A 23,395-nucleotide genomic window follows, 5' to 3' on the forward strand; every position below is an offset into this window, starting at 1 on the left:
AATCATATACAAAATGAAAAAAATAAAAAACGATCTAACGTTATCTGCTGTATCAACGAAAAATAAGAATAGGATGAGCGTATGCTTCCCTTCATCCCGACTTTTGCGTCTGTTTCAGTTGATGCTGATTGCTCTAGTCATGGCTGCTTGTAGCAAAGACAATGATAAACCAGTGGCAAACAATATCAGTTTGCATTTTAACAATACATTTAAGAACAGCAGCATTGTTCTGGGGGAAGCGGACTCGCCTACGGCAACGGCAAATACATCCGCGAATGGACAAGTACATCACTTTTCTGAATTAAAGTATGTCATCAGTAATATTCGCCTTGTCAAAATAGATGGCACGGAGATTCCATATCATGTGAATGATTTAGACAAGGGAGCTACGGTGGTTAATCAGGCAAAACTTTCCACTTTGGACTACATGTTGGCGGACGTACCTGTAGGAGAATACAAACAGATAAAATTTGGATTTGGTATAAAACAGGGATTAAATACATTGGATCAGTTTAGATTCCCCATATTTTATGGGATCGCAGAAGCCAATGATACGGAGATGATGTGGCAGTGGGCGACCGGCTACCGCTTTGCTAAAATTGAGGGTTTTTATGAAAGCGATCAGAAAAAATTTACGATTCATACAGGAAGTACTTTAAATGGAAAGGCTGGACAGCCTGATACCTACGTACAGGGGGTAGATGCTTATCGCGATATCACCTTGGATTTAAATACGGCACTTGTGGTCGGTGGTAACAAGCCTGAAATAACGATTAAGGCGGATTTTGACAAGCTATTCAGTGGGAAAAATAAGATAACTATCGATGCGAAATATGCGACGGCGCCACAACAACATGAAGGTATGGAGGTGATGGTAGAGTATGTCAATAATATGGGCGGAGATGGTCAGGAAGATAGATCCGGAATGTTCTCTATACAAAAGATTGAAAATTAAAATAATCATACAATTGATCATCATGGAAGGCAGATGCCAACATGAGGATATAGCCTATCCATGATGATTTTATAATAATGGACATGATAAAGACAATAAGCGGGATTTTGTTTACATGGTTGCTGCTATCATCCTGTAGTAAGGAGGATAATTCTGTGTCGAATAACAATAAGAATTTTGAAATCCCCTTTTTTATACCGGCAGATTTTCCTGCGCTTAATCATGCTGTAAAAAGTAACAAACCAACGAAGTACGGTGTTGAATTGGGTGAAAAACTATTCCATGAGAAGAGATTCAGTGGTAATAACACGATTTCATGTGCAAGTTGTCACAATCCTTCCTTGGCTTTTTCTGATGGAAAGATGCAGGCAATAGGTATTGATGATCGGGTTGGATTGCGGAATACTCCCCCTTTACAGAACCTGGCATTTATGAAATTCTATAATTGGGATGGTAATATTCTTGAACTGGAAAAGCAACCATTGGTTCCCATCATCACGCATGAAGAAATGAATTCTTCCATTTTGGAGGTTATAAGTAAAATTAGAGATGATTCCGATTACAAAGATTTATTTAAGAAAGCATTTGGTGACAGCGACATAACACCTGACCGGATTTATAAAAGTCTTGTACAATATGAGTACACCTTGGTGTCAGCAAACAGTAAGTATGACAAAGTGAAAAGAAATGAAGGAGACAAGTTTACGGACGCGGAAGAACGGGGATATATGCTGTTTAAGCAAAAATGTGCCAGTTGTCACGCAACCGAATTGTTTACCGATCAGAGTTTTAGGAACATAGGATTTCCGCTCAACAAAAATATAGAGGAGGCCGGAAGGGCTCGTGTAACAGGAGTTTCCGGGGATTATATGGCATTTCGGGTTCCTTCGCTCAGAAATGCAGCATATACGGCACCCTATGGCAGTTTTGGTCAGTTTCCAACGCTACGATCTGTGCTGGATTATTTTGATAATGGGGTATTGGCAGCAGATAACCTTGATCCTATATTGCAGGCGAACGGTAACCGGATTCCATTATCTGAGCAGGAAAAAGAGGATATTATTTCTTTTATACATACTTTAAGCGACTCAACGTTTATAAGAAAATAGTCTGATCGTTTCTGTCCGATGCAAACAGGGAACAGCTATTTATAAAAAAGGTCAACGAGCTGCTTAGCTTCTTTAACATCATGGACGCGGAGGAGTTGAACTCCTCTTTCCAGTAATAGGGTATTCAGGGCCGTGGTCCCGTTGAGTGCTTCTTGTGCTTTAAGGCCAAGCTTTTTATAGATCATCGATTTACGGGAAATACCCCCTAAAATCGGTAATCCGAAATAGTGAAGCTCATTGACACGGTATAGCAATTCGTAATTTTGCTCGATTGTTTTTGCAAAACCAAATCCGGGGTCCAAGATGATATCTTTTACTCCCAAGTCTCTTAATTGCGCAATACGCTCTCCTAAAAAAGTTGCTACATCGGTGACAATATCGGAATATTCCGTTTTTTGTTGCATATTTTCAGGGGTGCCCCGCATATGCATTAAGATATAGGGTACTTGGTATTTAGCGATTGTTGCAAACATATCTTCATCCAAGGTACCTCCAGATACGTCATTGACAAGATGTACACCAGCGTCAATAGAAACAGCGGCGACATCTGCCCGGAAGGTGTCTATTGATAAAATCGCTTCAGGAAAAGATTCCCTAATGGCTGATATTGCTGGAAGAGCCCTATCCATTTCTTCCTGAGATGAAATCAACGGAGCGCCTGGACGTGAGGAGTAGGCCCCTATATCTATGATCTGAGCTCCTGCCTGTAATAAATCATGCGCTTTTTCCACAGCCTTTTCAACTGTAGTATTGTCTCCTCCATCATAGAATGAATCCGGGGTAACATTGAGTATGCCCATAATGATAGGCTTCTCAAATGTCATTAATTGTCCCTGGACATTAATGGAACGGGTCTTTGCTGTTTGGAATGTTTTCATTTGACCACCAGCACAGCATCTGCAACGATGCTGATATCTTTTTTGGACTGTGTTATCTGACTGATTTCTGCCTGGGTTTTCCCTAAGTCTTTTGCTGTGTGCTGTAGTGACGCGACAGCGATTTCTTTCTTCTTTGCAATACCTTCGACAATAACTGTCTTACCAACAATGTCCGAAGGCATAAAGAAACCATAATCTTTAAAGCGTACCATAATCGGCTCATCTCCATCACGCTGCAAAGTCATAAAACATCCCTTTTTCTTACAGACTTCAATAACTTTACCTTGGAATTTCCCGGTATATACATTTTTTCCCTTTAACTCTTTTTCCAGTTTAGCAATAGAAATAGCGTTGGTTGCGACAATCCCTTTTCCGTAATTTACACCCGGTTTTGCCGAAGGAATTTTCTTGATCTGGGCATGGGATTGGTTATTCATGATGAACACCAAAGCAAAAAATAAAATGATCTTCTTCATATTATTTTCTAATAAATTCAAATTTACCGCTGGGATCCAGTTTCATGATTGTAGACGACTTACCGTCGGTATGTGCCTGTCTACCGTATTCAACGATGTAATCTACTCCAGCTTTAATTTCATCTGCTATTGCGTCAAAGTCTGCAGCGGTAGGTTCCCCACTGATATTGGCTGAAGTTGAAATGATGGGTTTACGGAAACGCTGTAAAAGCTGTTCACAAAAGGGATGTTTAACAATTCGAATGCCAATGGATCCATCTTCCGCAATAGCATTTGGAGCAAGATTCTTGGCATTCGAATAGACAATTGTCAATGGGCGTTCAGTATATTCAATAAGTTGATAAGCGACATCAGGGATTTCGTTTACATAACTGGCCAATTGGTTGTCGTTATGTAGCAGAACGATCAGACTTTTGGATTTATCTCTTCCTTTTAACTGAAAGACTTTTTCCACCGCCTCTGGATTTGTCGCATCACAGCCTATACCCCAAATTGTATCTGTTGGGTATAGAATTAATCCACCTGCTTTTAGCGTTTCCAGGGCCTTATTTAAATCCTCACGGTTCACAAATGCGCTCATTGTATACTTTTTAAGTCTGAACTACGCTTAGACAGCCACATTATGTTCACGCAAAGCGTCATTCAACGATGTTTTCTTATCTGTAGATTCTTTACGTTGACCAATGATCAACGCACAAGGTACCTGATATTCTCCTGCGGCAAATTTTTTGGTATAAGAGCCAGGAATGACTACTGAACGAGCAGGAACATATCCTTTGTATTCAACAGGTTCAGGTCCAGTAACGTCTATAATTTTTGTCGATGCGGTCAATACTACATTGGCCCCTAATACCGCTTCTTGTTCGACACGGATTCCTTCGACTACAATGGCGCGTGATCCAATGAATACGTTATCTTCAATAATAACTGGTGCTGCTTGGACCGGTTCTAATACACCCCCAATACCGACGCCTCCACTTAAATGTACGTGCTTACCAATCTGGGCACAAGAACCAACAGTCGCCCATGTGTCAACCATAGTACCTTCATCCACATAAGCGCCGATGTTGACGTAAGAAGGCATCATGATAACACCTTTGGCTAAATATGCACCTAAGCGGGCAGAAGCGCCAGGAACAACACGTACACCAGTATGCTTATAATCTGTTTTTAACTTCATTTTATCATGATACACGAACGGACCTGCTGTCGTTTCACGCATATCATTGATAGGGAAATAGAGAATAACAGCTTTTTTAATCCAATCATTTACATGCCATCTGGTACCGATCATTTCTGCTACACGGATTTCACCGCTATCCAACTTCATGATTACAGTGCGAATAGCTTCTGCATATTCCTTATATTCTAATAATTGTCTATCTTCCCAAGCTTCCTCAATCAGTTTTTTAAGTGGCTCTACCATATTATTTGTTTGCTTATATGAATTTGTTTATTTTGATGTACAAACTTAGATAAAGTTGTATATAAAAGCAACTTTATTGCTCCCCCTTTGGCATCAAAGGCACATTTATAATGGAAATATGTTAATTTTTGGGGGATTGTCATGATAATTTGCTAATATAATTATTTTTGTATTATGGCTGCTACATCAGAGAAATTGAGAATTGACAAGTATTTATGGTCAATTAGATTATTTAAGACAAGAACTTTAGCGACGGAGGCATGTAAAGCTGGGCGGGTGAAGTTAAATGGTCAAAATATAAAACCTTCTTATGAAGTTAAGATTGGAGATGTATATCATATCCAAAAAGGAATAGAAAAAAAGGTCGTGAAAGTTATCGGGCTTTTAGAGCGTCGTGTGGATGCAAAGACCGCTGTCCAGTTCTATGAGGATCAGACTCCGGTAGAGGAAACTGTCGGATATAAGTCTATGTTTCATGCGCCTATACTTAAGCGTGACCGTGGCTCTGGGCGTCCTACGAAGAAAGATCGCCGTGAGATAGATGATTTAAAGGCTTCAGATTGGTGGGATAAAGAAGATGAGTAAGGCACAGGTTTTTTTAGTTATGTTGATTGGCATCTTCTCCACAACTTCTTGTCAACAACAACGTAAATCCGAATCGATGGAAGAGGAGCAATATGTCCTGGCGATTCATGGCGGGGCAGGCACAATCCTGAAAAAAAACATAACCGATTCCATGGAGCAGGCCTATAGGGCTGTCTTGGAGCAAGCCTTAATTGTTGGTTATGAGAAACTGAAACAAGGAGGCTCCAGTTTAGATGCTGTTGAGCAGGCTATTCATATTATGGAAGATTCACCACTTTTCAATGCTGGAAAAGGATCTGTATTCACCCATGCTGGAAAGAATGAAATGGATGCATCGGTTATGGACGGCAAAACTCTTGCAGCAGGTGCTGTGGCGGGGGTACGGACTATTAAACATCCAATTTCAGCAGCTCGGGCAGTGATGGAAAAATCCGAACATGTCATGATGGCTGGTCAGGGAGCTGAGCAATTTGCCAAGAAAGTAGGGCTGGAGCTGGTGGATCCCTCTTATTTCTGGACGCAATCACGTTGGGATGCACTGCAAAAAATTAAAAAAGAAGACCATGCTAAAACAGTACTGGACCATGACCAAAAACTGGGTTCGCGTTTAGGGATTGTCAATAAAGATCATAAGTTTGGAACGGTAGGCTGCGTTGCCTTGGATAATCAGGGTAATTTGGCCGCTGGTACCTCAACTGGAGGTATGACAAATAAGAAGTTTGGCCGTGTGGGGGATTCTCCTATCATCGGTGCAGGCACTTATGCCAACAATGCAACCTGCGCTGTTTCTTGCACGGGATGGGGGGAGTTTTATATTCGCAATGTAGCTGCTTATTCTGTTTCAGCTTTAATGGAATATAAAGGTGATAATCTTCAGCAAGCAAGCCATGCTGTGATTGATCGCATTGGAAAAATGGGCGGTGATGGAGGAATGATAGCGATGGATAAGTTCGGACATGTATCTATGCCATTTAACACAGCAGGGATGTACAGAGGGACAGTGACAAAAGAGGGGAAGATCAAGATAGCAATCTATAAATAGCTAACGCGAATTAAAAACCAGTTGAGTTTCCTATCGGCTCTGTCTTTCACAACAGCGTCTGCAGAAAACCCAACTGGTTTATTGTTTTAAATAACTTTATTTTAACGGCCTTAACCCATATGCTGCAAGCCAGGCTTAAAGATATTTTTCAATCTCATCAAATTGAATATCTCCATGTGATGCATCATAGAGATGGTCTTTGCCCTTAACGACAAGTAGCTGTGGGGATTGATGTTCGACATTCCATCGCTGTGCAATTTCATTGGATAGGGAGCGGTAGCGCAATAAATCCAATAAATAAATAGAGTAATCTTGATCTGAGGTACTGGACATACGCTCTAAACTGCGTTTGGCCATATTGCTGATTCCACAGGTGGTGCTATGTTTAAATATAGCCACAACTTTATCTGATTGATAAAGTTCTTGTAGCTGTTCTTCGGAATTTAATTCTATCCAGTTAATCATGTTATTCTTTTATAATTCTTTGAATTTTTTTTGTTCTACCTGTACAAAGGATGATATGGAGGAAAATATACAAGTTCTTTTAGCATTATTTGCTGCACTGAAAAAGCTGGGCAAACGTATTCCATCACCGATTTCCTTATACTTGCTGACTTCATAACTGACTTTTTCTGTTTTGTCAGTATATTCATATCGTGTTATTTCTCCTGTATTCTGGTCAATGTAAAGTAAGCCATCTAATTTTGAGCCAAAGATGGGGCTTGAGGATGTAATACTAGCAATGGTCAGCTTTTGGCCGCCGATGAATTGCTCTTCTTGATCTTTTAATTGAATGTTTTTTTGTTCTATTAATGTTGGCAAGAGCAGGAGATTTAAATCGGCGAAAAGCTGGCTCCTAATTGATTTCTTTAGCTCTTGTTCATCGTTTGTGATACTTCCGCCAATAAAAAGCTTATCTGGGCCATTATTTTTAAAATTAAATAAATAAGTGACTTGATTAGCACCACTGTATCCATCAAACCTACATTCACCTGTGGTTCGATTGAAGAGGAACTTGCGTTCTTCATTTGAAAGCTGTTCGGATGTTACATTTCCTTTTGCGGAATAAGCGAGGTATTGTAAGGAATCCCATTTATCTTGACCACCGACACTTCGCCAAATCTGCTCATTTACGTTATTGTCCTGAGCAATAATATGTCCGTGACAGACTAATGATAGCATAAATATCCAAATCACGTTCGATAATGTTCTCATAATCATTTAAAAAAAAATAAAAATCGATTAATAAGATATTTCAATATTTTATTAATCGATTTATTTAAAATAAAAAGTATTCGCAAGTTTTCATTTTTTGCTCCAAATACTTTTTTATGATTAAATATTAGACAAAATTGATACCAAACTAGAATTTTTTGGCAACAGCAGCCATTTGAATGGCCGTAATTGCGGCTTCTTCTCCTTTATTGCCGTGTTTTCCACCTGCACGATCCAACGCTTGTTGAAGATTGTCTGTCGTCAATACACCAAAAATAACAGGTTTGTTATATTTTAATCCAACATTTGAAATTCCATTAGCCACAGCGTTACAGATAAAATCAAAGTGTCTGGTTTCTCCTTGGATGACACATCCTAAACAAATGACGGCATCAAAATGCTGATTTCTCAAGACTAAATCAGCGCCGGAAGTTAATTCGAAACTACCTGGTACCTCAATGACCTGAATGTTTTCTTCTTTTGTACCATGTTTTTCTAAACCTGAGATTGCACCATTTAACAATGCTCCAGTAATTTCAGCATTCCATTGTGCAACGACGATTGCAAACTTGAATGGACTTCCATCTGCAACTTGAATATGCGAAAAGTCTGATAAATTTTTAATGCTACTTGCCATAATGGAACAAAGATAATGATTTTAGATGGTCACAAAAAAAGAGGCTATCAAATGGCCTCTTTTTTTATGCTTTTTGCTGTATGTTACAGATGTGCTTGAACCCTGCCTAAAAGGCCATCAATAGTGGATGCCTCTTGGCTTTCGGGGAAATCAGACTTAATCTTTTTATAAGCCGTTTCTGCACTTTTATAGTCGTTTTGAGCCTCATATACAAGTCCCAGTTTTTTTAAGAATAATGGGGTCGTATATGAATTACTTGATTTTTCAGCAGCCTGTTTATAGTAATCAGCAGCCTTTTTATAGTCCTTTAATTCTGAATAAGCATCGCCAGTCAGTCCGATAACCAATGGATCGAGGATCTGACTACCTGTGGGTGAATATTTCTCTAAAGCTTTTACGGCTTCATCAAATTTTCCTTGACGTAAATACAAGCCCCCTAAATAAGCATTGGCAACATTGGCAGATTTTGTGTTGGAGTATTCGTCTGCAATCTGTTTAAATCCAAGGAAAGCTCCATCGCCTGTGATCGCTTTATTTTGCAACGAATCAATTGTAACAAGTTGCTCCGCCTTATACATTCGATTGGATGCTTCTTCTGCTCTTGGTTGTAGGTAAATCTTCTGGTATCCAAAGTAAAGCAAGATCAATACAACGATCCCTCCTAAAATGAAAGCAACGCTCTTTTGGTTATCTTGGAAAAAAGATCCTTTTGAAGGTTTGAAACCTTGATTTGTATTATTTGTGTTTTTAGACATTACTAATCAGTAAAATATGGATTGCAAAAATACACTTTTCAGGCAAAATTGCAAGTGTTTTGCAAATTTTAAAGTGAATTAACTATTGTTCTCTGCTCCATTTGACAATTCGATTTCTTTGTCCAGCAGCTCATAGATCGAATTTTTGCTTTTAAATTCTGGTACAATAATCTTCATCTGGTAGACTACTTCATTTTTGTTTTGTGTCGCCAGCCGCTGTTTTAATTCTTCAATTTTCAGACTGACCATATTGTAATTATTTTCCCGGACTTTGGCGATCATAATTTTCTCATGATGTGTAGGGAGTGTATTTTCTAAATCATTTAATAATTCTTCATAAAGTTTTTCACCGGGTCTCAGGCCTGTGAACTTGATCTCGATATCTTCATTTGGTTTAAAGCCCGAAAGACGGATCATTTTGTTTGCAAGTTCCACTATTTTGACAGATTTACCCATGTCGAAGACAAATATTTCACCGCCCTGTCCCATTGCTCCGGCCTCAAGAACGAGCCGACATGCTTCCGGAATAGTCATAAAGTAACGGGTAATCTCGGGGTGTGTCACTGTAACGGGGCCACCTTTTTGGATTTGGTCCCTAAATCTAGGGATAACAGATCCGTTGGAGCCGAGCACATTCCCAAACCGAGTGGTAATAAATTTGGTATTGGCCTCAGTGTTTGATAAACTTTCCAAATGGTTATTAAGGGATTGTACGTAGATTTCAGCAATACGTTTGGTGGCTCCCATGATATTGGTTGGGTTGACGGCCTTATCGGTGGAAACAAAGACAAATTTCTCAACATGGAACTGGACGGCTAGATCGGCAAGATTTTTTGTGCCCAATACGTTCGTTTGTACCGCTTCCAGCGGGTGATTTTCCATCATTGGAACATGCTTATAAGCAGCTGCATGATAAACATAATGCGGTTTGAACGTTTCAAAAAGCAAATGCATCCTTTTTGTACTTCTGATATCAGCAATATAAGTGTGATACACCTGGTTCGGAAATTCGTCCTGTAGGTCAAGTTGTAAATTGTGCAATGGAGATTCTGCCTGATCACAAAGAATAATCATCTGCGGTTCATATTTCCCCAGTTGAGAGGCAATTTCACTTCCGATGGAGCCCGCTGCTCCGGTAACCAAAATGCGTTTGCCTTTGGTCTGACTAAGAATATGGTCATCATTGATTTTTATCGGATCACGTTCCAATAAATCTTCAATTTTTATTTTTTGAATCTGATTGGGATTGAGGTCCCCATTCATAATCTTTTTGACAGGCGGTAAGGTTAATATGCTGACATTTCGCTCCAGCGCAATATCTGTAATTTCATTTTTACGCTCTGAAGGAATATTATGAGAAGCGATAATAACTTCTTCAATATTGAGTGTGTTAATCAGGTGATAAAACTTTTGGGACGAATAGATTTTAGTTCCATCAATTACTTTATTGATTTTTTGTTCATTATCATCCAGGAATCCGATGATTGCATTTTTTGACCTGACGTCATGATCTAATGTTCTCTTAACAGCTATACCCAGGTCACCGGCCCCGTAGATGAGGGTTTTCTTTCTTGTCCCATTGACTTTTTTTGTATATAGAAAGAATATTTTGATGATCGTTCGATATACCGTCAGTATTAAGAAGGAGAAAAGTGCAAAGAAAATAATTAAAGCTGTAGGGATGTTCCGCTCAATTTCGTTTGCCTGAATGATGAGTTTAATGACCAGAAGTATAAAAACACTGAATATGATGGTCGATAATATTCTGATGGAATCTATCGCGCTTGTGTAACGGATGATCCCCGTGTACATCTTAAATAAATAAAAAGATAATGAGCAAACGCTTATAAAAAGAATGAAACGTATACTGAAGTCTATGTCAAGTAGAAAGTCAAAATTAAAATCATAATAGATGATATTAGCAAGGAGAAAGGCTATGGAAACGCTAAAAATGTCTAACAAAAAAATGATCCACCGGGGTACTATACTGACTTTACTGAGCATGGTATTATATCTGATTAATTTAGACAAATGTAGATAATTTTGTTTCATTACCATCGATTTTTCTATGTATTAATCTTTTCTCTTGGATAAAGCAATATGATCTTCGTTTGATAAGATTGATAATTTGTTGTAATTTTAGCTAACTGTCAATTTAATAAGATGAATGAGTTAGGTAAGCTTGCGAGTCAGGCCATGATCTCTCCGAAGGAGATGCTTTTTGAAAAGAAAAAGAATGCGAAAAGTTTATTTATTGGAATTCCCAAAGAGATCTCATTTCAGGAAAAGCGGATATGCTTAACGCCCTTGGCGGTTGCATTATTGGTTGAAAATGGTCATGAAGTACTGATTGAAACCGGGGCTGGACGTGGTGCCAACTTCTTGGACCATCACTATAGTGAACAAGGAGCACGCATTGTTTCTTCCAGGGAGGAGGTGTATCAGGCTGACTTAATCATTAAAGTTGGAAGCCCTACTGTTGCTGAGGTGAAATTGATGAAAGAAAGACAAGTCTTGTTGTCTTCGCAGCAGCCTTCTTTAATGAATGTAGAGGTGCTGAAAGCATTAATGAATAAGAAAATCACCGCTATATCTTATGAATACTTAAGGGATGAGGGGGGCTGTCTGGCGGTTGTCCGGGCAATGAGTGAAATTGTAGGGGCCACTGCAACTTTAATTGCTGGCGAATATTTAAGTAATGCTTTTGGAGGAAAAGGACTTATGCTTGGGGGGGTAACAGGGGTAGCTTCTACTGAAGTAGTCATTATAGGTGCCGGCACTGTTGGCGAGCAGGCTGCACGTACAGCCTTGGCCCTGGGGGCACAAGTAAAAGTGTTTGATAACTCCATTTATAAACTGAGACGATTGCAGAACAATCTTGGGAGCAGGGTATTTACTTCGGTCATCCAGCCCATCATTCTCAATAAGGCTGTCATCAGTTCGGATGTCGTTATTGGGGCGTTACGGGCTAGAAATGGGCGTTCTGCTTGCGTGATTTCTGAAGAAACAGTATCTAAAATGAAGCCTAATTCGGTGATCATCGATGTCAGTATAGACCAAGGAGGGAATTTCGAAACCTCTGAGGTGACAAGTCACGACAACCCTGTTTTCAGAAAGTTTGATGTTATTCACTATTGTGTTCCTAACATTGCCTCACGGGTCGCTCGTACTGCCACCTATGCGATGAGTAATATTTTTACCTCGATTTTACTGGACTTTGCCGAGCTGGGTGGATTGAAAAATGCGATCTGGAAAAGCCCCGGAATAAGAAGTTCAATTTATCTTTATCAGGGTAATCTGACTAATGTGGATATGGCATCGCGTTTTAATATGACCGCAAAAGATCTGGACCTACTAGTCGTTTCTTCTTTGTAATGAGGTTTACGGTGATACTATACTAACCATAACAATTATAACATAAATGAAAACATTTTTTATGATCCTATGCGCTATGATTTCACTGGCTAATGCCCAGGAAGTGATAAATCTGTATGTTGACACAATTCCGAATGCCACCGATAAAGAACAAGTGCTTTTGGAAAAAAATATACCTAAAATATTTGCCTATACTCCAGCGAAAGGTATCGACAAGAGGATTGGGGTACTTGTAATCCCGGGGGGGGGCTATTCTCACATTGCAATGGACCATGAAGGACACGCGGTAGCTAAGGAGCTGGTGAAAAATGGGTATTCAGCATTTGTATTGCAATATAGGCTGCCCTCGCCAAATATTATGCGTGAAAAGAGTATAGGGCCATTGCAAGATGCTCAACGGGCGCTACAGCTGATCCGTAACCTGCACCCCGACCTTACAAAAGTTGGTGTAATTGGATTTTCAGCAGGGGGGCATTTGGCTTCAACATTAATGACTAAGTTTAAGAAAGATTATATTGCAAATCCATCTCATATTTCGTTGAGACCCGATTTTGCAGGATTGATCTATCCGGTTATTTCTATGCAGGATGAGGTGACACATAAAGGGTCTAAGATCAATCTTATTGGGGATCAGCCATCGCAAGAACTGGTGAAGTTATTCTCTTCAGACTTACAGGTGTCTGCCGAAGTATGTCCTGTTTTCCTGGTACATGCCAAAGATGATACAGCGGTACCCATTGAAAATAGCTACCGAATGAAGGCCGCATTGGACGATGTCAGTGTTCCCAATACCCTGTACACATTTGAACAAGGAGGACATGGCTTTGGACTGATCAACAAAACTTCAGATCAAAAATGGTTCGATGCATTTTTAACCTGGTTGGATAAGTTAAATTAATGGAAAGAAATCCAGTTAGAAATGCTTAGCTCTACAGCTTGATCTTTCTGCGGAGTGATTTGCGAGGTTACGATACAATGCAAATCAATTTCATGATCAGTAATGACTATTTCAGCATAAAAGCCCCTGAATTTAACATCTTTTACAAAAAATGGTGATTGAACAGTGGGGTGTATAGAAATCCATTCCTGATGAATAGCAATTGGGGTTTCACTTGTTATACCTAAACGTCGTGCTTGTTCAGGCTGTAGAATATTGCTTTTTGCGAGCAATTGGGCGGTATAACTATGTGATGGCTGGCTGTATAATACGTGTGGAATGTTTTGATCCAAAATCTTGCCTGACTTCATCACAATAAGATTATCGGCCAATGCCAGAACTTCAGTCGGATCATGAGACACTAAAACAACGGTTAATCCGGTCTCTTTGACAATATCCTTGATATCTTGTTGAAGAGTATCACGAAAAGAAGCATCAACTTGATTAAATGGTTCGTCCATCAATAATACTTCTGGTTCATTAATTAAAGCCCGGGATATGGCTACACGCTGCTTTTCTCCGCCACTGATGTCAGCGACTCTTTTTTTCGCTAAATGGTCTATTCGTAATCGTTGTAATATCTCTGCTGTTTTATCCTGCTTGCGCTTAATGTCGGTATTTGGTAATTGCGAAGCAACATTATCCCAGACATTGGCATAGGTGTTTAAGTCGTCAAAGCCTTGTGATACGAGTTTCATGGCATCATGTCCCGGAATTAATTTGTCTTTACGGGTAGGAACTTGCCAGCCTTTATAGCGTACGGTTCCTTCGGTTGGCTCCAGGAGACCATAGATCAATCGAAGTAATGTGCTTTTTCCACTGCCCGATTCTCCAATTATTGCTGTGATTTTTCCCTCATGAATATCGAAGGATGCGTTTTCAACTGCATGCTGATCACTATCTTCATGAAAAGAGAAGCTTAGATTTTCCGAATGGATGGCGGCTAATCCAGGTACATGGATGTCTGAGGGAATATATTGACAAGAGGATGAATGGGCCATAGTAGAGTGTATAAATGAGGGCAGTTAACGGACAACTATTTTTCGTGTGTTCGGATCAATAATACTAATATGTATTTCTTTCGCTTCTTCTGGTAATAAATTGGGGATTTTTTCTGGCCATTCAACAAAACAGTAGGCTCCAGAATAGAAATATTCTTCATAGCCAAAGTCAAAAGCCTCTTGTTCATCCTTAATACGATAAAAATCAAAATGGTATATTGGACCGTTTAGAGAACTGTATTCATTGATAATGGAAAAGGTGGGGCTAGCGGTATTATCTTGCACCTTCAGCTGTTCACACAGCTGTTTGACAAAAGTTGTTTTTCCGGCTCCCATGGGACCATACAATAAAAAAATACGATCCTTGGGAAAACTCTTCAGAAGGGTTTGGGCTGTGGCGGGAAGATCTGCTAGCGTTTTTACGATAAATTCCATTTTACAAAAATACTATTTCGGTAAATATGTCGCAAAAGGGATGATCATTTCTTCCAATGATATTCCACCATGCTGAAATGTCCCATTAAAGTAATTGACAAACTGATTATAATTATTTGGATAAACAAAATATGAATCTTCTTTTGCAAATACATACGTTGAACTGACATGGAGCTTGGGCAGTTGAGCTTCATGGGGATTTTTGATCGTAAATACATCTTTCTCGATGTAATTGAGATTTCTTCCTTGTTTATATCTTAAATTTGTATTGGTATTTCTGTCGCCGACAATTTTACTGGGTTTTTTTACCCGAATGGTTCCATGGTCTGTTGTAATAATAACGCGGACTTTTTTTTGTGAAAGCCATCTCAATGCTTCTAATAGGGGGGAATGTTCAAACCAGGATAACGTCAATGATCGATATGCGGCTTCATCATTTGCAAGCTCACGAATCATCGAGCTATCGGTCCGTGCATGGGACAACATGTCGACAAAATTGTAAACCAATACATTGAGCTGATTATGCAATAAGTTGCCGAGATTGTCCAAAACATCTTTTCCTTGTTCCAAGGTAAGGATTTTGAAGTAGGAATGTTTGATCGGTTTGCGATAGAGTCTTTTTACTTGATCTTCCAAAAACTGGTCTTCGTACAAGTTTTTTCCACCTTCATCTTCATCGTTCTGCCATAGTTTAGGGAAGCGTTTCTCCATCTCTAATGGAGTTAGACCACTGAAAATGGCATTTCTGGCATACTGAGTTGCTGTAGGAAGAATGCTGAAGTAGTTTATTTCCTCTTCAAGCCTAAAGTAATCAGTGATCACTTCATTGATAATTTTCCATTGATCAAAGCGAAGGTTATCTATCAGAAAGAAAAATGTGGAAGTTTCTTCTTGCAGAACTGGGAAAACCTTCTTTTTAAATAGCTGGTGAGATAAAATAGGGGCTGTTTCGGGCCGATTGATCCACTGGATGTAATTATTCTCGATAAATTTTGAAAACTGCATATTGGCTTCTGATTTTTGCATGGTGAGTATTTCATGCATATTGCTGTTTTCAAGTTTTTCGAGTGACAACTCCCAGTATACCAGTTTTTTGTAAACCTCAGACCACTGGTTGAAATCCAGGTTTTCATTTAATATCATACCAAGATTGCGAAAATCCTGCTGGTAAGCCATTGAGGTCTTTTCATTGACAATCCGTTTGTTTTCGGTGAGTTTTTTTATTGTCATCAAAATCTGCTTTGGATTTACGGGCTTTATCAGATAGTCGTCGATTTTGGATCCGATAGCGTCTTCCATGACATGCTCCTCCTCATTCTTGGTAACAAGTACAATGGGGACAGTGGGATTGATAGATTTGATGATGGCGAGTGTTTCTAGTCCGGTTAGTCCCGGCATGTTTTCATCTAGAAAAATGAGGTGAAAAAAACCATTCTTAAAAGCTTCAACAGCATCATTTCCATTGTTGACAGTGTCAACTTTATACCCCTTGCTTTCTAAAAATAAAATGTGTGGTTTTAGAAAGTCAATTTCATCATCAGCCCAGAGAATATGTGTTTTTTGCATCTTGTTATTATATGTCTATTTAGCGAGGTCAATTTGTTACGTGAACTCAAAATTGTAACAAAGGAAGAATGTCCCTTCGTTGAATGGATTCGATATGGTACTAACTTAAGCAAATATCGTGCTTTAGATTTTATTTTTAACATTTCTTAACGGTGAACTAACTATCTTTGTTTTAAGTTTATACTAGTGATAACCATAAGTTTGTAATTAAAAACCTAGGTTTCATATTTATAGTGTTGAAAAGTAGCATTAATTATATCGCCACATTGAACAAAAATAAAATCATCAATGATCCCGTATATGGATTTGTAGCCATTCCGACAGGACTGGTTTTTGACCTTGTACAGCATTCCTATTTTCAACGACTCCGTTATATAAAACAAGTAAGCATGACGCATCTTGTTTACCCTGGTGCCTTACATACCCGGTTCCAGCATGCCATAGGTGCCATGCACCTGATGTCCATGGCTTTGGAAACTTTACGGAGTAAAGGTATTACGATCTCCGAAGAGGAAGAAGAAGCTGTTTTGGCTGCTATTCTGTTACATGATATTGGTCACGGTCCCTTTTCACACTCATTGGAACATAGTTTGATTGCTGGGGTATCCCATGAATTGCTTTCCTCCTTACTGATGGATCGTATGAACCAGGATCTGGGCGGACGGTTAAGTCTGGCGATAGATATCTTTAATAATAAATATGAAAGAAGGTTTCTTCATCAGCTAGTGTCGAGCCAGCTTGATGTTGATCGTATGGACTATCTGAATCGGGATAGTTTTTTTACTGGTGTTTCGGAGGGGGTAATTTCTTTTGACCGGATTATAAAAATGTTGAATGTGGTCAATGATGAGATCGTCGTAGAATATAAGGGACTTTATTCTGTGGAGAAATTTCTCATTGCACGCAGACTGATGTACTGGCAGGTGTATCTGCATAAAACGGTCATTGGGGCGGAGCAATTATTGATTAAAATACTCCAGCGGGCAAAGGATTTAACCGCGTCGGGGACCGCCCTATTTTGCACGCCAGCGTTTCATTGGTTTCTGAGTCAAGAGGTTGACCGAACAAATTTTTTGGATAACCCGTTGCATTTGGACTGGTTTACTCGTTTAGATGATACAGATATTATGTCTGCCATAAAAACATGGGAGAAACATGAGGATAAAATTTTGAGCCGGATGTGCCAACGGGTGATGAAGCGGGATTTATATCGTTCAGTTATGAGTAATAAACCTTTTTCAATGGAATATATTGATAAAGTGAAAAGCCGTGTACAGGCTTGTCTAGGGGTAGAAGAAAAAGATCTTCATTATTATGTGTTTACGCAAGAAATCCATAATCGTGCATATGACCCGACGAGTGATCAAATAAAGATACTATTGAAATCCGGTGAACTGGTTGATATTACTGAAGCGTCGGATCTTGGAAACTTAGAGGCCTTATCAAAAAATGTGTCCAAATACGCGTTATGTTATCCAAAGGAGGTTGGATATATTGCAAATCCTTCTGCCGGATAGTTATTTTTTAATAAAAAAACATAGATTTGTACCATGCAATTTACTGCTCAACAAATAGGGACATTATTAGAAGGAAGGATTGAGGGGAATCCAGAAGTTACTGTAGGTAACCTTGCCAAAATTGAGGAAGGTAAAAAAGGCGATCTTTCTTTTTTGTCAAATCCAAAATATGAGCATTTTATATATACTACGGATGCTTCAATTGTGATTGTGAATGAGGATTTACAATTGACTCAAGCAACCAAATCCACCTTAACCATCATTCGCGTAAAAAATGCGTACGCTGCATTTTCGACGATATTGAATATGTATAACGAGTTCCGTCTGGATAAAAGTGGACGTGAGGAACCTTGTTTTATTCATCCTGAGGCAACAATAGGAAAGGGGGGCTATATTGGAGCATTTACTTACGTGGGCAAAGGAGCCCAAATAGGTGATAATGTAAAGATATATCCACAGGTATTTATCGGCGATAAGGTATCGATAGATGATAACACCACACTTTATCCAGGCGTAAAGATTTATCATGACTGTAAGGTCGGTAAGAATGTTGTTATCCATGCAGGGGTTGTTATCGGTTCAGATGGGTTTGGATTTGCTCCGCAGGAGGATGGAACATATAAGAAGGTACCGCAGATTGGCTATGTGCAGATAGAGGATAATGTGGAGATTGGCGCCAATACGGTCATTGATAGGGCAACGATGGGGGCAACCATTATACGGGATGGTGTAAAATTGGATAACTTAATTCAGATTGCACACAATGTGGATGTAGGCAGAAATACTGTAATTGCTGCACAAACAGGGATTTCGGGGAGTTCAAAAATTGGCGAGCATGTTGTGTTGGGAGGACAGGTAGGTGTCGTTGGACATATTGCTGTCGCAAAAGGTTCTCAAATTCAGGCTCAATCGGGTGTGAACAGGTCTATTAAGGATGAAGGTAAAAAATGGGGCGGGACGCCGGTCATGCCTTATCAGCCACAATTGCGGTCCAATGTTATATTTGCACGTCTTCCGGAGCTGGAGAAACGGATTCAAGAGCTTGAAAAATTATTAGAAACAAAGTTGAAATAATCTTTTTTCATTGAAATAAACTATTCTTTAATTGTAGAAAACCATCATGGATATGAAGGGATACCTTTAACCTGATGATCGTTTTGTCAAAAGAAGTTTTGATTTAAAAATATGTTATTAGAAATGAATGTAAAACAGAGAACCATCAAAAACGAGGTTGAAATTTCGGGGGTAGGTCTTCATACAGGAAAAATTGTATCGATGAGGATCAAACCAGCTCCGGAAAATCACTGGTTTAAGTTCAGACGTATAGATTTGGAGGGTCAACCAGAAATCTTGGTTGACGCTGATAACGTTACAGACACTTCCAGGGGGACAACGATTACCCAAAATGGTGCAAGTGTAAGTACAATAGAGCATTTAATGGCGTCATTAATTGGCTTACAAATCGATAATGTGCTGATTGATATTGATGGTCCTGAAATTCCAATATTAGATGGAAGTGCAGCGATTTTTGTTAAATTGTTGGAAGAGGCGGGGTTTGAAGAGCAGGAGGCCGACAGGGATTATTATGAGATTGCCAATAATATTCATTATGCCGAACCGGACCGTAAAGTAGAGATCTTGGGAATGCCCATGGATGGCTATCGGTTAACCTGTATGATTGATTTTAATTCGCCTGTACTGGGAAGTCAACATGCTGCGATTACTTCTATTGAAGATTTTAAAGCGGAGATTGCTTCTTCGCGTACATTCTGTTTTTTACATGAATTGGAGATGCTGGTAGATCATGGTCTTATCAAAGGTGGAGATCTCAGCAATGCCATTGTTATTGTTGACAAGGAGACCTCGGCGGAAGAACTCCAAAAGCTGGCTCATCTTTTTCAGAAAGAAACGGTCGCAGTCGCTAAGGAAGGTATCCTGAACAATAATCAATTGCGCCATCAGAATGAACCTGCCCGTCATAAATTGTTGGATATGGTCGGTGATTTAGCGTTGGTGGGAAGGCCTCTGAAAGGACATATTATGGCCGCCCGGCCGGGTCATGCCGCAAATGTTGCTTTTGCAAAGAAGATCAAAGAGCAGATCAAAAAGGATAAAACACGCAAAAAAATTAAGGTCTACGATCCGAATATGCCGGCACTGTACGATACCGTGGAAATCATGAAAATCTTGCCACATCGCCAACCGATGCTCATGGTCGATAAGATTTTGGAGCTGACAGAAACCCATGTCGTTGGATTGAAGAATGTGACCATGAATGAGGATCTGTTTATGGGACATTTTCCTGGAGCGCCCCTGTTCCCTGGGGTATTGCAGGTTGAAGCCATGGCGCAGACAGGGGGGATTTTGGTTCTAAAAACTGTTCCTGATCCTGAAAATTGGCTGACGTTATTCCTCAAAATAGAGAATGCTCGTTTTAAAGCACAGGTGACTCCTGGGGATTCTGTTATTTTTAGATGTGATCTAATGGAACCGATCCGACGAGGTATTGCCAAGATGAAAGGTGTCGCCATGGTGGGAGAGAAAATTGTCTGCGAGGCAGAGCTTATGGCTCAAATTGTAAGAGTAAATAACAACTAAAGAAGTATAGATGATACAGCCATTAGCTTATATTCATCCAGAAGCAAAAATCGCTAAAAATGTGGTTATTGAGCCATTTGTAACAATTTACAAAGATGTAGTCATTGGTGAAGGAACCTGGATTGGTTCGAATGTGACTATTATGGATGGCGCTCGAATTGGAAAGAACTGTAAAATATATCCTGGTGCCGTAATTTCTGGAGAACCTCAAGATTTAAAATTTGATGGAGAGATTACGACTGCGGAAATTGGTGATAATACAACCATTCGTGAATGTGTGACCATTAATAGAGGTACCAAAGACCGCTATAAAACTGTCATTGGAAAAAATTGTCTTATTCAGGCATATAGCCATGTTGCTCATGACTGTGAGGTTGGTGATAATTGTGTTTTTTCAAATAATAGTACACTTGCTGGCCATATAACCGTAGGTGATTATGTTGTTTTGGCGGGTATGGTGGCGGTCCACCAATTTGTTAAAATTGGCTCACATGCTTTCGTAACGGGAGGTTCATTGGTGCGTAAGGATATTCCTCCTTTTGTGAAGGCGGCGCGCGAACCAATCTCTTATGCAGGCATTAACTCTGTTGGATTGCGCAGAAGAGGGTTTTCTGAGGAGCAGATTGCCGAAATTCAGAATCTTTACCGTATTCTATTTGTTCAGAATCGGAATTTGGCAAAAGCGATGGAGATCATTGAAGCCGAATATCAAGCTACAGAAATTCGCGATGAAATCCTGGACTTTATTAGAAATTCTGGAAGAGGGATCATGAAAGGTTTCAATAATAGAGCGATGTAATCGCATTACACATTCCTGTATATTGAAAATTACATTAAAAGATATTGGCCGAAGGTATAATAACGAGTGGATATTCAAACATATTGACTACAGTTTTGAATCTGGTAAAAGTTATGCTGTTCTTGGACAAAACGGTTCAGGAAAGTCGACCTTATTGAAAGTTCTTTCTGGAAGTTTGACCCCTTCGGCGGGTGAACTGATCTATACCAAGGGAAATCATGTTATTGCTGTGGATGAAATTTATCAACACCTCTCGATTGCTGCTCCCTATAGTGAGTTGATCGAAGAGTTTACCTTGCGGGAGTTGTTGGATTTCCATTTTAAGTTTAAGCACTATCTCCAGGGTTTTGATAAAGAAAGTGTTGTGCAATTGCTGGGATTGGAACATGCCTTGGACAAAGAATTGAAATTTTTCTCATCGGGTATGCGTCAAAGGGTAAAACTGATTTTGGCATGTTGCTCCGATACAAGCCTTGTTCTGCTCGACGAACCAACAAGTAATTTAGACCTTGCTGGGGAACAGTGGTACCTTAACTTAATTGAGCAAACAAAACGGGATTTTAGATCGTTCATTATTTGCTCTAACCAAAAAAAAGAATACGAATTTTGTAATGAAACTATTTCTATCGTAGACTATAAAAAGTAGCGAATGAAATTTTAATAACACAATTAGTTTTTGTATTTTTGACGACTCAATAATGAGATAACCGTTTAAAGTTCAATTCAAAAAAATGGCTAAGGCATCAGAGGTAAAATCAGGAAATATCTTAAGATTTAATGGAGAGTTAGTCTCTGTAGAGGAATATATACATCGTACACCAGGTAACTTGCGTGCATTTTATCAAGCAAGAATGCGTAACGTAAAAACTGGGAAATTAGTTGAATATCGTTTTAGAGTTGATGAGTCGGTAGAAATTGCTCGGGTTGAAACCAATGATTATCAATATTTATACGAAGATGGAGAGTTCTTTGTTGTCATGGACAATAATACATATGAGCAATTCAATATTCCTAAATTTTTGTTTGGGGATTCAGCACGATTTTTAAAGGAGGGAATGAGCGTCATTGTCGCTTTCGAGAGTGATGAGCCTATTATGGCGGAAGCTCCAAAAAGTGTTGAATTGGAGATTACGTATACAGAGCCGGCTGTGAAAGGAGATACTTCCACAAATGCCCTGAAAAAAGCAACAGTGGAAACAGGGGTTGAGATCATGGTACCCTTATTTATTAATCAAGGCGAAAAAGTAAAAGTTGATACGCAAACAGGTAATTATATCGAACGCGTAAAATAATATAAAGATTTAGGTTTAGGTTGATTATTCGGTCTTGATAGCGCTCGCTACAAGGCCGTTTTTTTTAGCATAGGATAGCATGCTTATCTCTGTTTGAAAAAAGTACAGACACTTGAGTCAAAAAATGGGGAGTAAAATTGCCGAAGACAACATGAATGCTTTAAAAACGGGATGATCTGTAAATAACATATAATTTATGTATGAAATCAAAAAAAGAATTAAGACAGGAATATAAGGTCAAAAGATGCCAACTAGCTGAGGAAGTGGAATTAGAACTTAACAAGAAATTATTACTGCAGTTTAAGGAAATAGATCTTTCGATGGTAAAATTTATGCATATCTTTCTTCCTATTGAAAAATATCATGAACCGGATACTTATTCTTTGATAAATTATATAAGAGCATCTTTCCCTGAAATAACCATCGTCGTTTCGCGATCTAATTTCGATGACTGTTCAATGCAACATTTTATTCTAGATGAACAAACTCGTTTTGAAACGAACCGCTGGGGTGTTCTTGAGCCAATAGCAGGTGTAGAAATTTCCCCTACTGCTATCGACTTGATCATCGTGCCGCTATTGGTTTTTGACCTTGAGGGGCATCGGGTTGGCTATGGGAAAGGGTTTTATGATCGGTTTTTCTCCACCTGTAAATCAACTGTACAGCGAGTTGGCTTGTCTTTTTTTGATCCAATAGCGGTTATTCTCGATAAAAATGAACATGATATCCGGTTAACGAAAGCGATTACTCCATATAATATGTATAGTTTTGATGTTAATTAAATTTATTTCTTAATT

At 39.2% G+C, this 23,395-nt stretch carries 25 protein-coding genes; 13 read left to right on the forward strand and 12 right to left on the reverse strand.

The window, feature by feature from the left end; translation table 11 throughout:
* Positions 1-13 precede the first annotated feature (13 nt).
* Both HX021_RS14130 and HX021_RS14135 read left to right on the forward strand, forming a co-directional pair.
* Positions 14-955 (forward strand): MbnP family protein, encoded by a 942-nt coding sequence (locus HX021_RS14130; RefSeq protein ID WP_286591062.1) that lies wholly within the window; start codon positions 14-16, stop codon positions 953-955.
* An 83-nt stretch (positions 956-1,038) separates the two neighbouring features.
* Positions 1,039-2,064, forward strand: coding sequence for a cytochrome-c peroxidase (locus HX021_RS14135; protein WP_286591063.1), 1,026 nt, complete (start codon positions 1,039-1,041; stop codon positions 2,062-2,064).
* Between the two features lie 35 nt (positions 2,065-2,099).
* Here the strand turns inward: HX021_RS14135 and folP are convergent, their stop codons facing one another.
* Genes folP through HX021_RS14155 form a run of 4 tightly spaced genes read right to left on the reverse strand, consistent with a single transcriptional unit; the run spans position 2,100 to position 4,844 of the window.
* Positions 2,100-2,942: a dihydropteroate synthase gene (gene folP / locus HX021_RS14140; RefSeq protein WP_286591064.1), complete on the reverse strand. Its 843-nt coding sequence runs from the start codon at positions 2,940-2,942 to the stop codon at positions 2,100-2,102.
* Positions 2,939-3,418, reverse strand: coding sequence for a DUF4920 domain-containing protein (locus tag HX021_RS14145; RefSeq protein ID WP_286591065.1), 480 nt, complete (start codon positions 3,416-3,418; stop codon positions 2,939-2,941). The genes folP and HX021_RS14145 overlap by 4 nt, the downstream gene beginning before the upstream one ends.
* A 1-nt stretch (position 3,419) precedes the next feature.
* On the reverse strand, positions 3,420-3,998 hold the full coding sequence (locus HX021_RS14150) for an L-threonylcarbamoyladenylate synthase (RefSeq protein ID WP_286591066.1): 579 nt from the start codon (positions 3,996-3,998) through the stop codon (positions 3,420-3,422).
* Positions 3,999-4,025: 27 nt separating this feature from the next.
* A complete protein-coding gene (locus HX021_RS14155; protein WP_286591067.1) occupies positions 4,026-4,844 on the reverse strand; it encodes a 2,3,4,5-tetrahydropyridine-2,6-dicarboxylate N-succinyltransferase in 819 nt (272 codons plus the stop codon).
* 174 nt (positions 4,845-5,018) lie between these two features.
* Between HX021_RS14155 and HX021_RS14160 the strand changes: the two genes are divergently transcribed.
* Positions 5,019-5,429 (forward strand): RNA-binding S4 domain-containing protein, encoded by a 411-nt coding sequence (locus HX021_RS14160; RefSeq protein WP_286591068.1) that lies wholly within the window; start codon positions 5,019-5,021, stop codon positions 5,427-5,429.
* Positions 5,422-6,471 (forward strand): isoaspartyl peptidase/L-asparaginase family protein, encoded by a 1,050-nt coding sequence (locus tag HX021_RS14165; RefSeq protein WP_286591069.1) that lies wholly within the window; start codon positions 5,422-5,424, stop codon positions 6,469-6,471. Before HX021_RS14160 ends, HX021_RS14165 begins: the two co-directional genes overlap by 8 nt.
* A gap of 135 nt (positions 6,472-6,606) precedes the next feature.
* Here HX021_RS14165 and ytxJ read toward each other — a convergent pair whose 3' ends face one another.
* The 5 genes from ytxJ to HX021_RS14190 form a co-directional block, all read right to left on the reverse strand.
* Complete coding sequence (ytxJ, locus tag HX021_RS14170) at positions 6,607-6,936, reverse strand: bacillithiol system redox-active protein YtxJ (RefSeq protein WP_286591070.1); 330 nt, start codon at positions 6,934-6,936, stop codon at positions 6,607-6,609.
* 9 nt (positions 6,937-6,945) lie between these two features.
* Complete coding sequence (locus HX021_RS14175; RefSeq protein WP_286591071.1) at positions 6,946-7,686, reverse strand: hypothetical protein; 741 nt, start codon at positions 7,684-7,686, stop codon at positions 6,946-6,948.
* Between the two features lie 148 nt (positions 7,687-7,834).
* Positions 7,835-8,323: a 6,7-dimethyl-8-ribityllumazine synthase gene (gene ribH / locus HX021_RS14180; RefSeq protein WP_286591072.1), complete on the reverse strand. Its 489-nt coding sequence runs from the start codon at positions 8,321-8,323 to the stop codon at positions 7,835-7,837.
* Positions 8,324-8,406: 83 nt separating this feature from the next.
* On the reverse strand, positions 8,407-9,078 hold the full coding sequence (locus HX021_RS14185; RefSeq protein WP_286591073.1) for a tetratricopeptide repeat protein: 672 nt from the start codon (positions 9,076-9,078) through the stop codon (positions 8,407-8,409).
* A 78-nt stretch (positions 9,079-9,156) separates the two neighbouring features.
* Entirely contained in the window at positions 9,157-11,082 is a 1,926-nt protein-coding gene (locus HX021_RS14190) for a nucleoside-diphosphate sugar epimerase/dehydratase (RefSeq protein WP_286591310.1), read from the reverse strand.
* A gap of 159 nt (positions 11,083-11,241) precedes the next feature.
* On the opposite strand from HX021_RS14190, the gene HX021_RS14195 reads away from it, so the two are divergent.
* Together HX021_RS14195 and HX021_RS14200 are read left to right on the forward strand one after the other, a co-directional pair.
* A complete protein-coding gene (locus HX021_RS14195; protein ID WP_286591074.1) occupies positions 11,242-12,453 on the forward strand; it encodes an alanine dehydrogenase in 1,212 nt (403 codons plus the stop codon).
* Positions 12,454-12,499: 46 nt separating this feature from the next.
* The gene (locus tag HX021_RS14200) at positions 12,500-13,351 is read left to right on the forward strand and encodes an alpha/beta hydrolase (protein WP_286591075.1); all 852 of its coding nucleotides are present in this window, start codon (positions 12,500-12,502) and stop codon (positions 13,349-13,351) included.
* Here HX021_RS14200 and HX021_RS14205 read toward each other — a convergent pair.
* The 3 genes from HX021_RS14205 to porX are packed head-to-tail and all read right to left on the reverse strand — an operon-like array spanning position 13,348 to position 16,392.
* Positions 13,348-14,391, reverse strand: coding sequence for an ABC transporter ATP-binding protein (locus HX021_RS14205; RefSeq protein ID WP_286591077.1), 1,044 nt, complete (start codon positions 14,389-14,391; stop codon positions 13,348-13,350). The two genes, HX021_RS14200 and HX021_RS14205, sit on opposite strands and share 4 nt — an antisense overlap.
* 24 nt (positions 14,392-14,415) lie before the next feature.
* Positions 14,416-14,826 (reverse strand): tRNA (adenosine(37)-N6)-threonylcarbamoyltransferase complex ATPase subunit type 1 TsaE, encoded by a 411-nt coding sequence (gene tsaE, locus HX021_RS14210; protein WP_286591078.1) that lies wholly within the window; start codon positions 14,824-14,826, stop codon positions 14,416-14,418.
* 12 nt (positions 14,827-14,838) lie between these two features.
* Positions 14,839-16,392: a T9SS response regulator signal transducer PorX gene (gene porX, locus HX021_RS14215; RefSeq protein WP_286591079.1), complete on the reverse strand. Its 1,554-nt coding sequence runs from the start codon at positions 16,390-16,392 to the stop codon at positions 14,839-14,841.
* A 236-nt stretch (positions 16,393-16,628) separates the two neighbouring features.
* On the opposite strand from porX, the gene HX021_RS14220 reads away from it, so the two are divergent.
* The 7 genes from HX021_RS14220 to HX021_RS14250 all read left to right on the forward strand — a co-directional run bounded on the left by HX021_RS14220 (position 16,629) and on the right by HX021_RS14250 (position 23,380).
* Positions 16,629-17,909: an HD domain-containing protein gene (locus HX021_RS14220; RefSeq protein ID WP_286591081.1), complete on the forward strand. Its 1,281-nt coding sequence runs from the start codon at positions 16,629-16,631 to the stop codon at positions 17,907-17,909.
* Between the two features lie 33 nt (positions 17,910-17,942).
* Positions 17,943-18,983, forward strand: coding sequence for a UDP-3-O-(3-hydroxymyristoyl)glucosamine N-acyltransferase (gene lpxD / locus HX021_RS14225; protein WP_286591082.1), 1,041 nt, complete (start codon positions 17,943-17,945; stop codon positions 18,981-18,983).
* A gap of 123 nt (positions 18,984-19,106) precedes the next feature.
* Positions 19,107-20,507 (forward strand): bifunctional UDP-3-O-[3-hydroxymyristoyl] N-acetylglucosamine deacetylase/3-hydroxyacyl-ACP dehydratase, encoded by a 1,401-nt coding sequence (locus tag HX021_RS14230; protein ID WP_286591083.1) that lies wholly within the window; start codon positions 19,107-19,109, stop codon positions 20,505-20,507.
* Positions 20,508-20,517: 10 nt separating this feature from the next.
* Positions 20,518-21,306 (forward strand): acyl-ACP--UDP-N-acetylglucosamine O-acyltransferase, encoded by a 789-nt coding sequence (gene lpxA, locus HX021_RS14235; protein WP_286591084.1) that lies wholly within the window; start codon positions 20,518-20,520, stop codon positions 21,304-21,306.
* Between the two features lie 22 nt (positions 21,307-21,328).
* On the forward strand, positions 21,329-21,952 hold the full coding sequence (locus tag HX021_RS14240; RefSeq protein WP_286591085.1) for an ABC transporter ATP-binding protein: 624 nt from the start codon (positions 21,329-21,331) through the stop codon (positions 21,950-21,952).
* Positions 21,953-22,037: 85 nt separating this feature from the next.
* Positions 22,038-22,598: an elongation factor P gene (gene efp / locus HX021_RS14245; protein WP_286591086.1), complete on the forward strand. Its 561-nt coding sequence runs from the start codon at positions 22,038-22,040 to the stop codon at positions 22,596-22,598.
* Between the two features lie 200 nt (positions 22,599-22,798).
* A complete protein-coding gene (locus tag HX021_RS14250; protein ID WP_286591087.1) occupies positions 22,799-23,380 on the forward strand; it encodes a 5-formyltetrahydrofolate cyclo-ligase in 582 nt (193 codons plus the stop codon).
* Positions 23,381-23,395 lie beyond the last annotated feature (15 nt).

This window comes from Sphingobacterium sp. N143 (assembly GCF_030325625.1).
GTDB lineage: Bacteria > Bacteroidota > Bacteroidia > Sphingobacteriales > Sphingobacteriaceae > Sphingobacterium.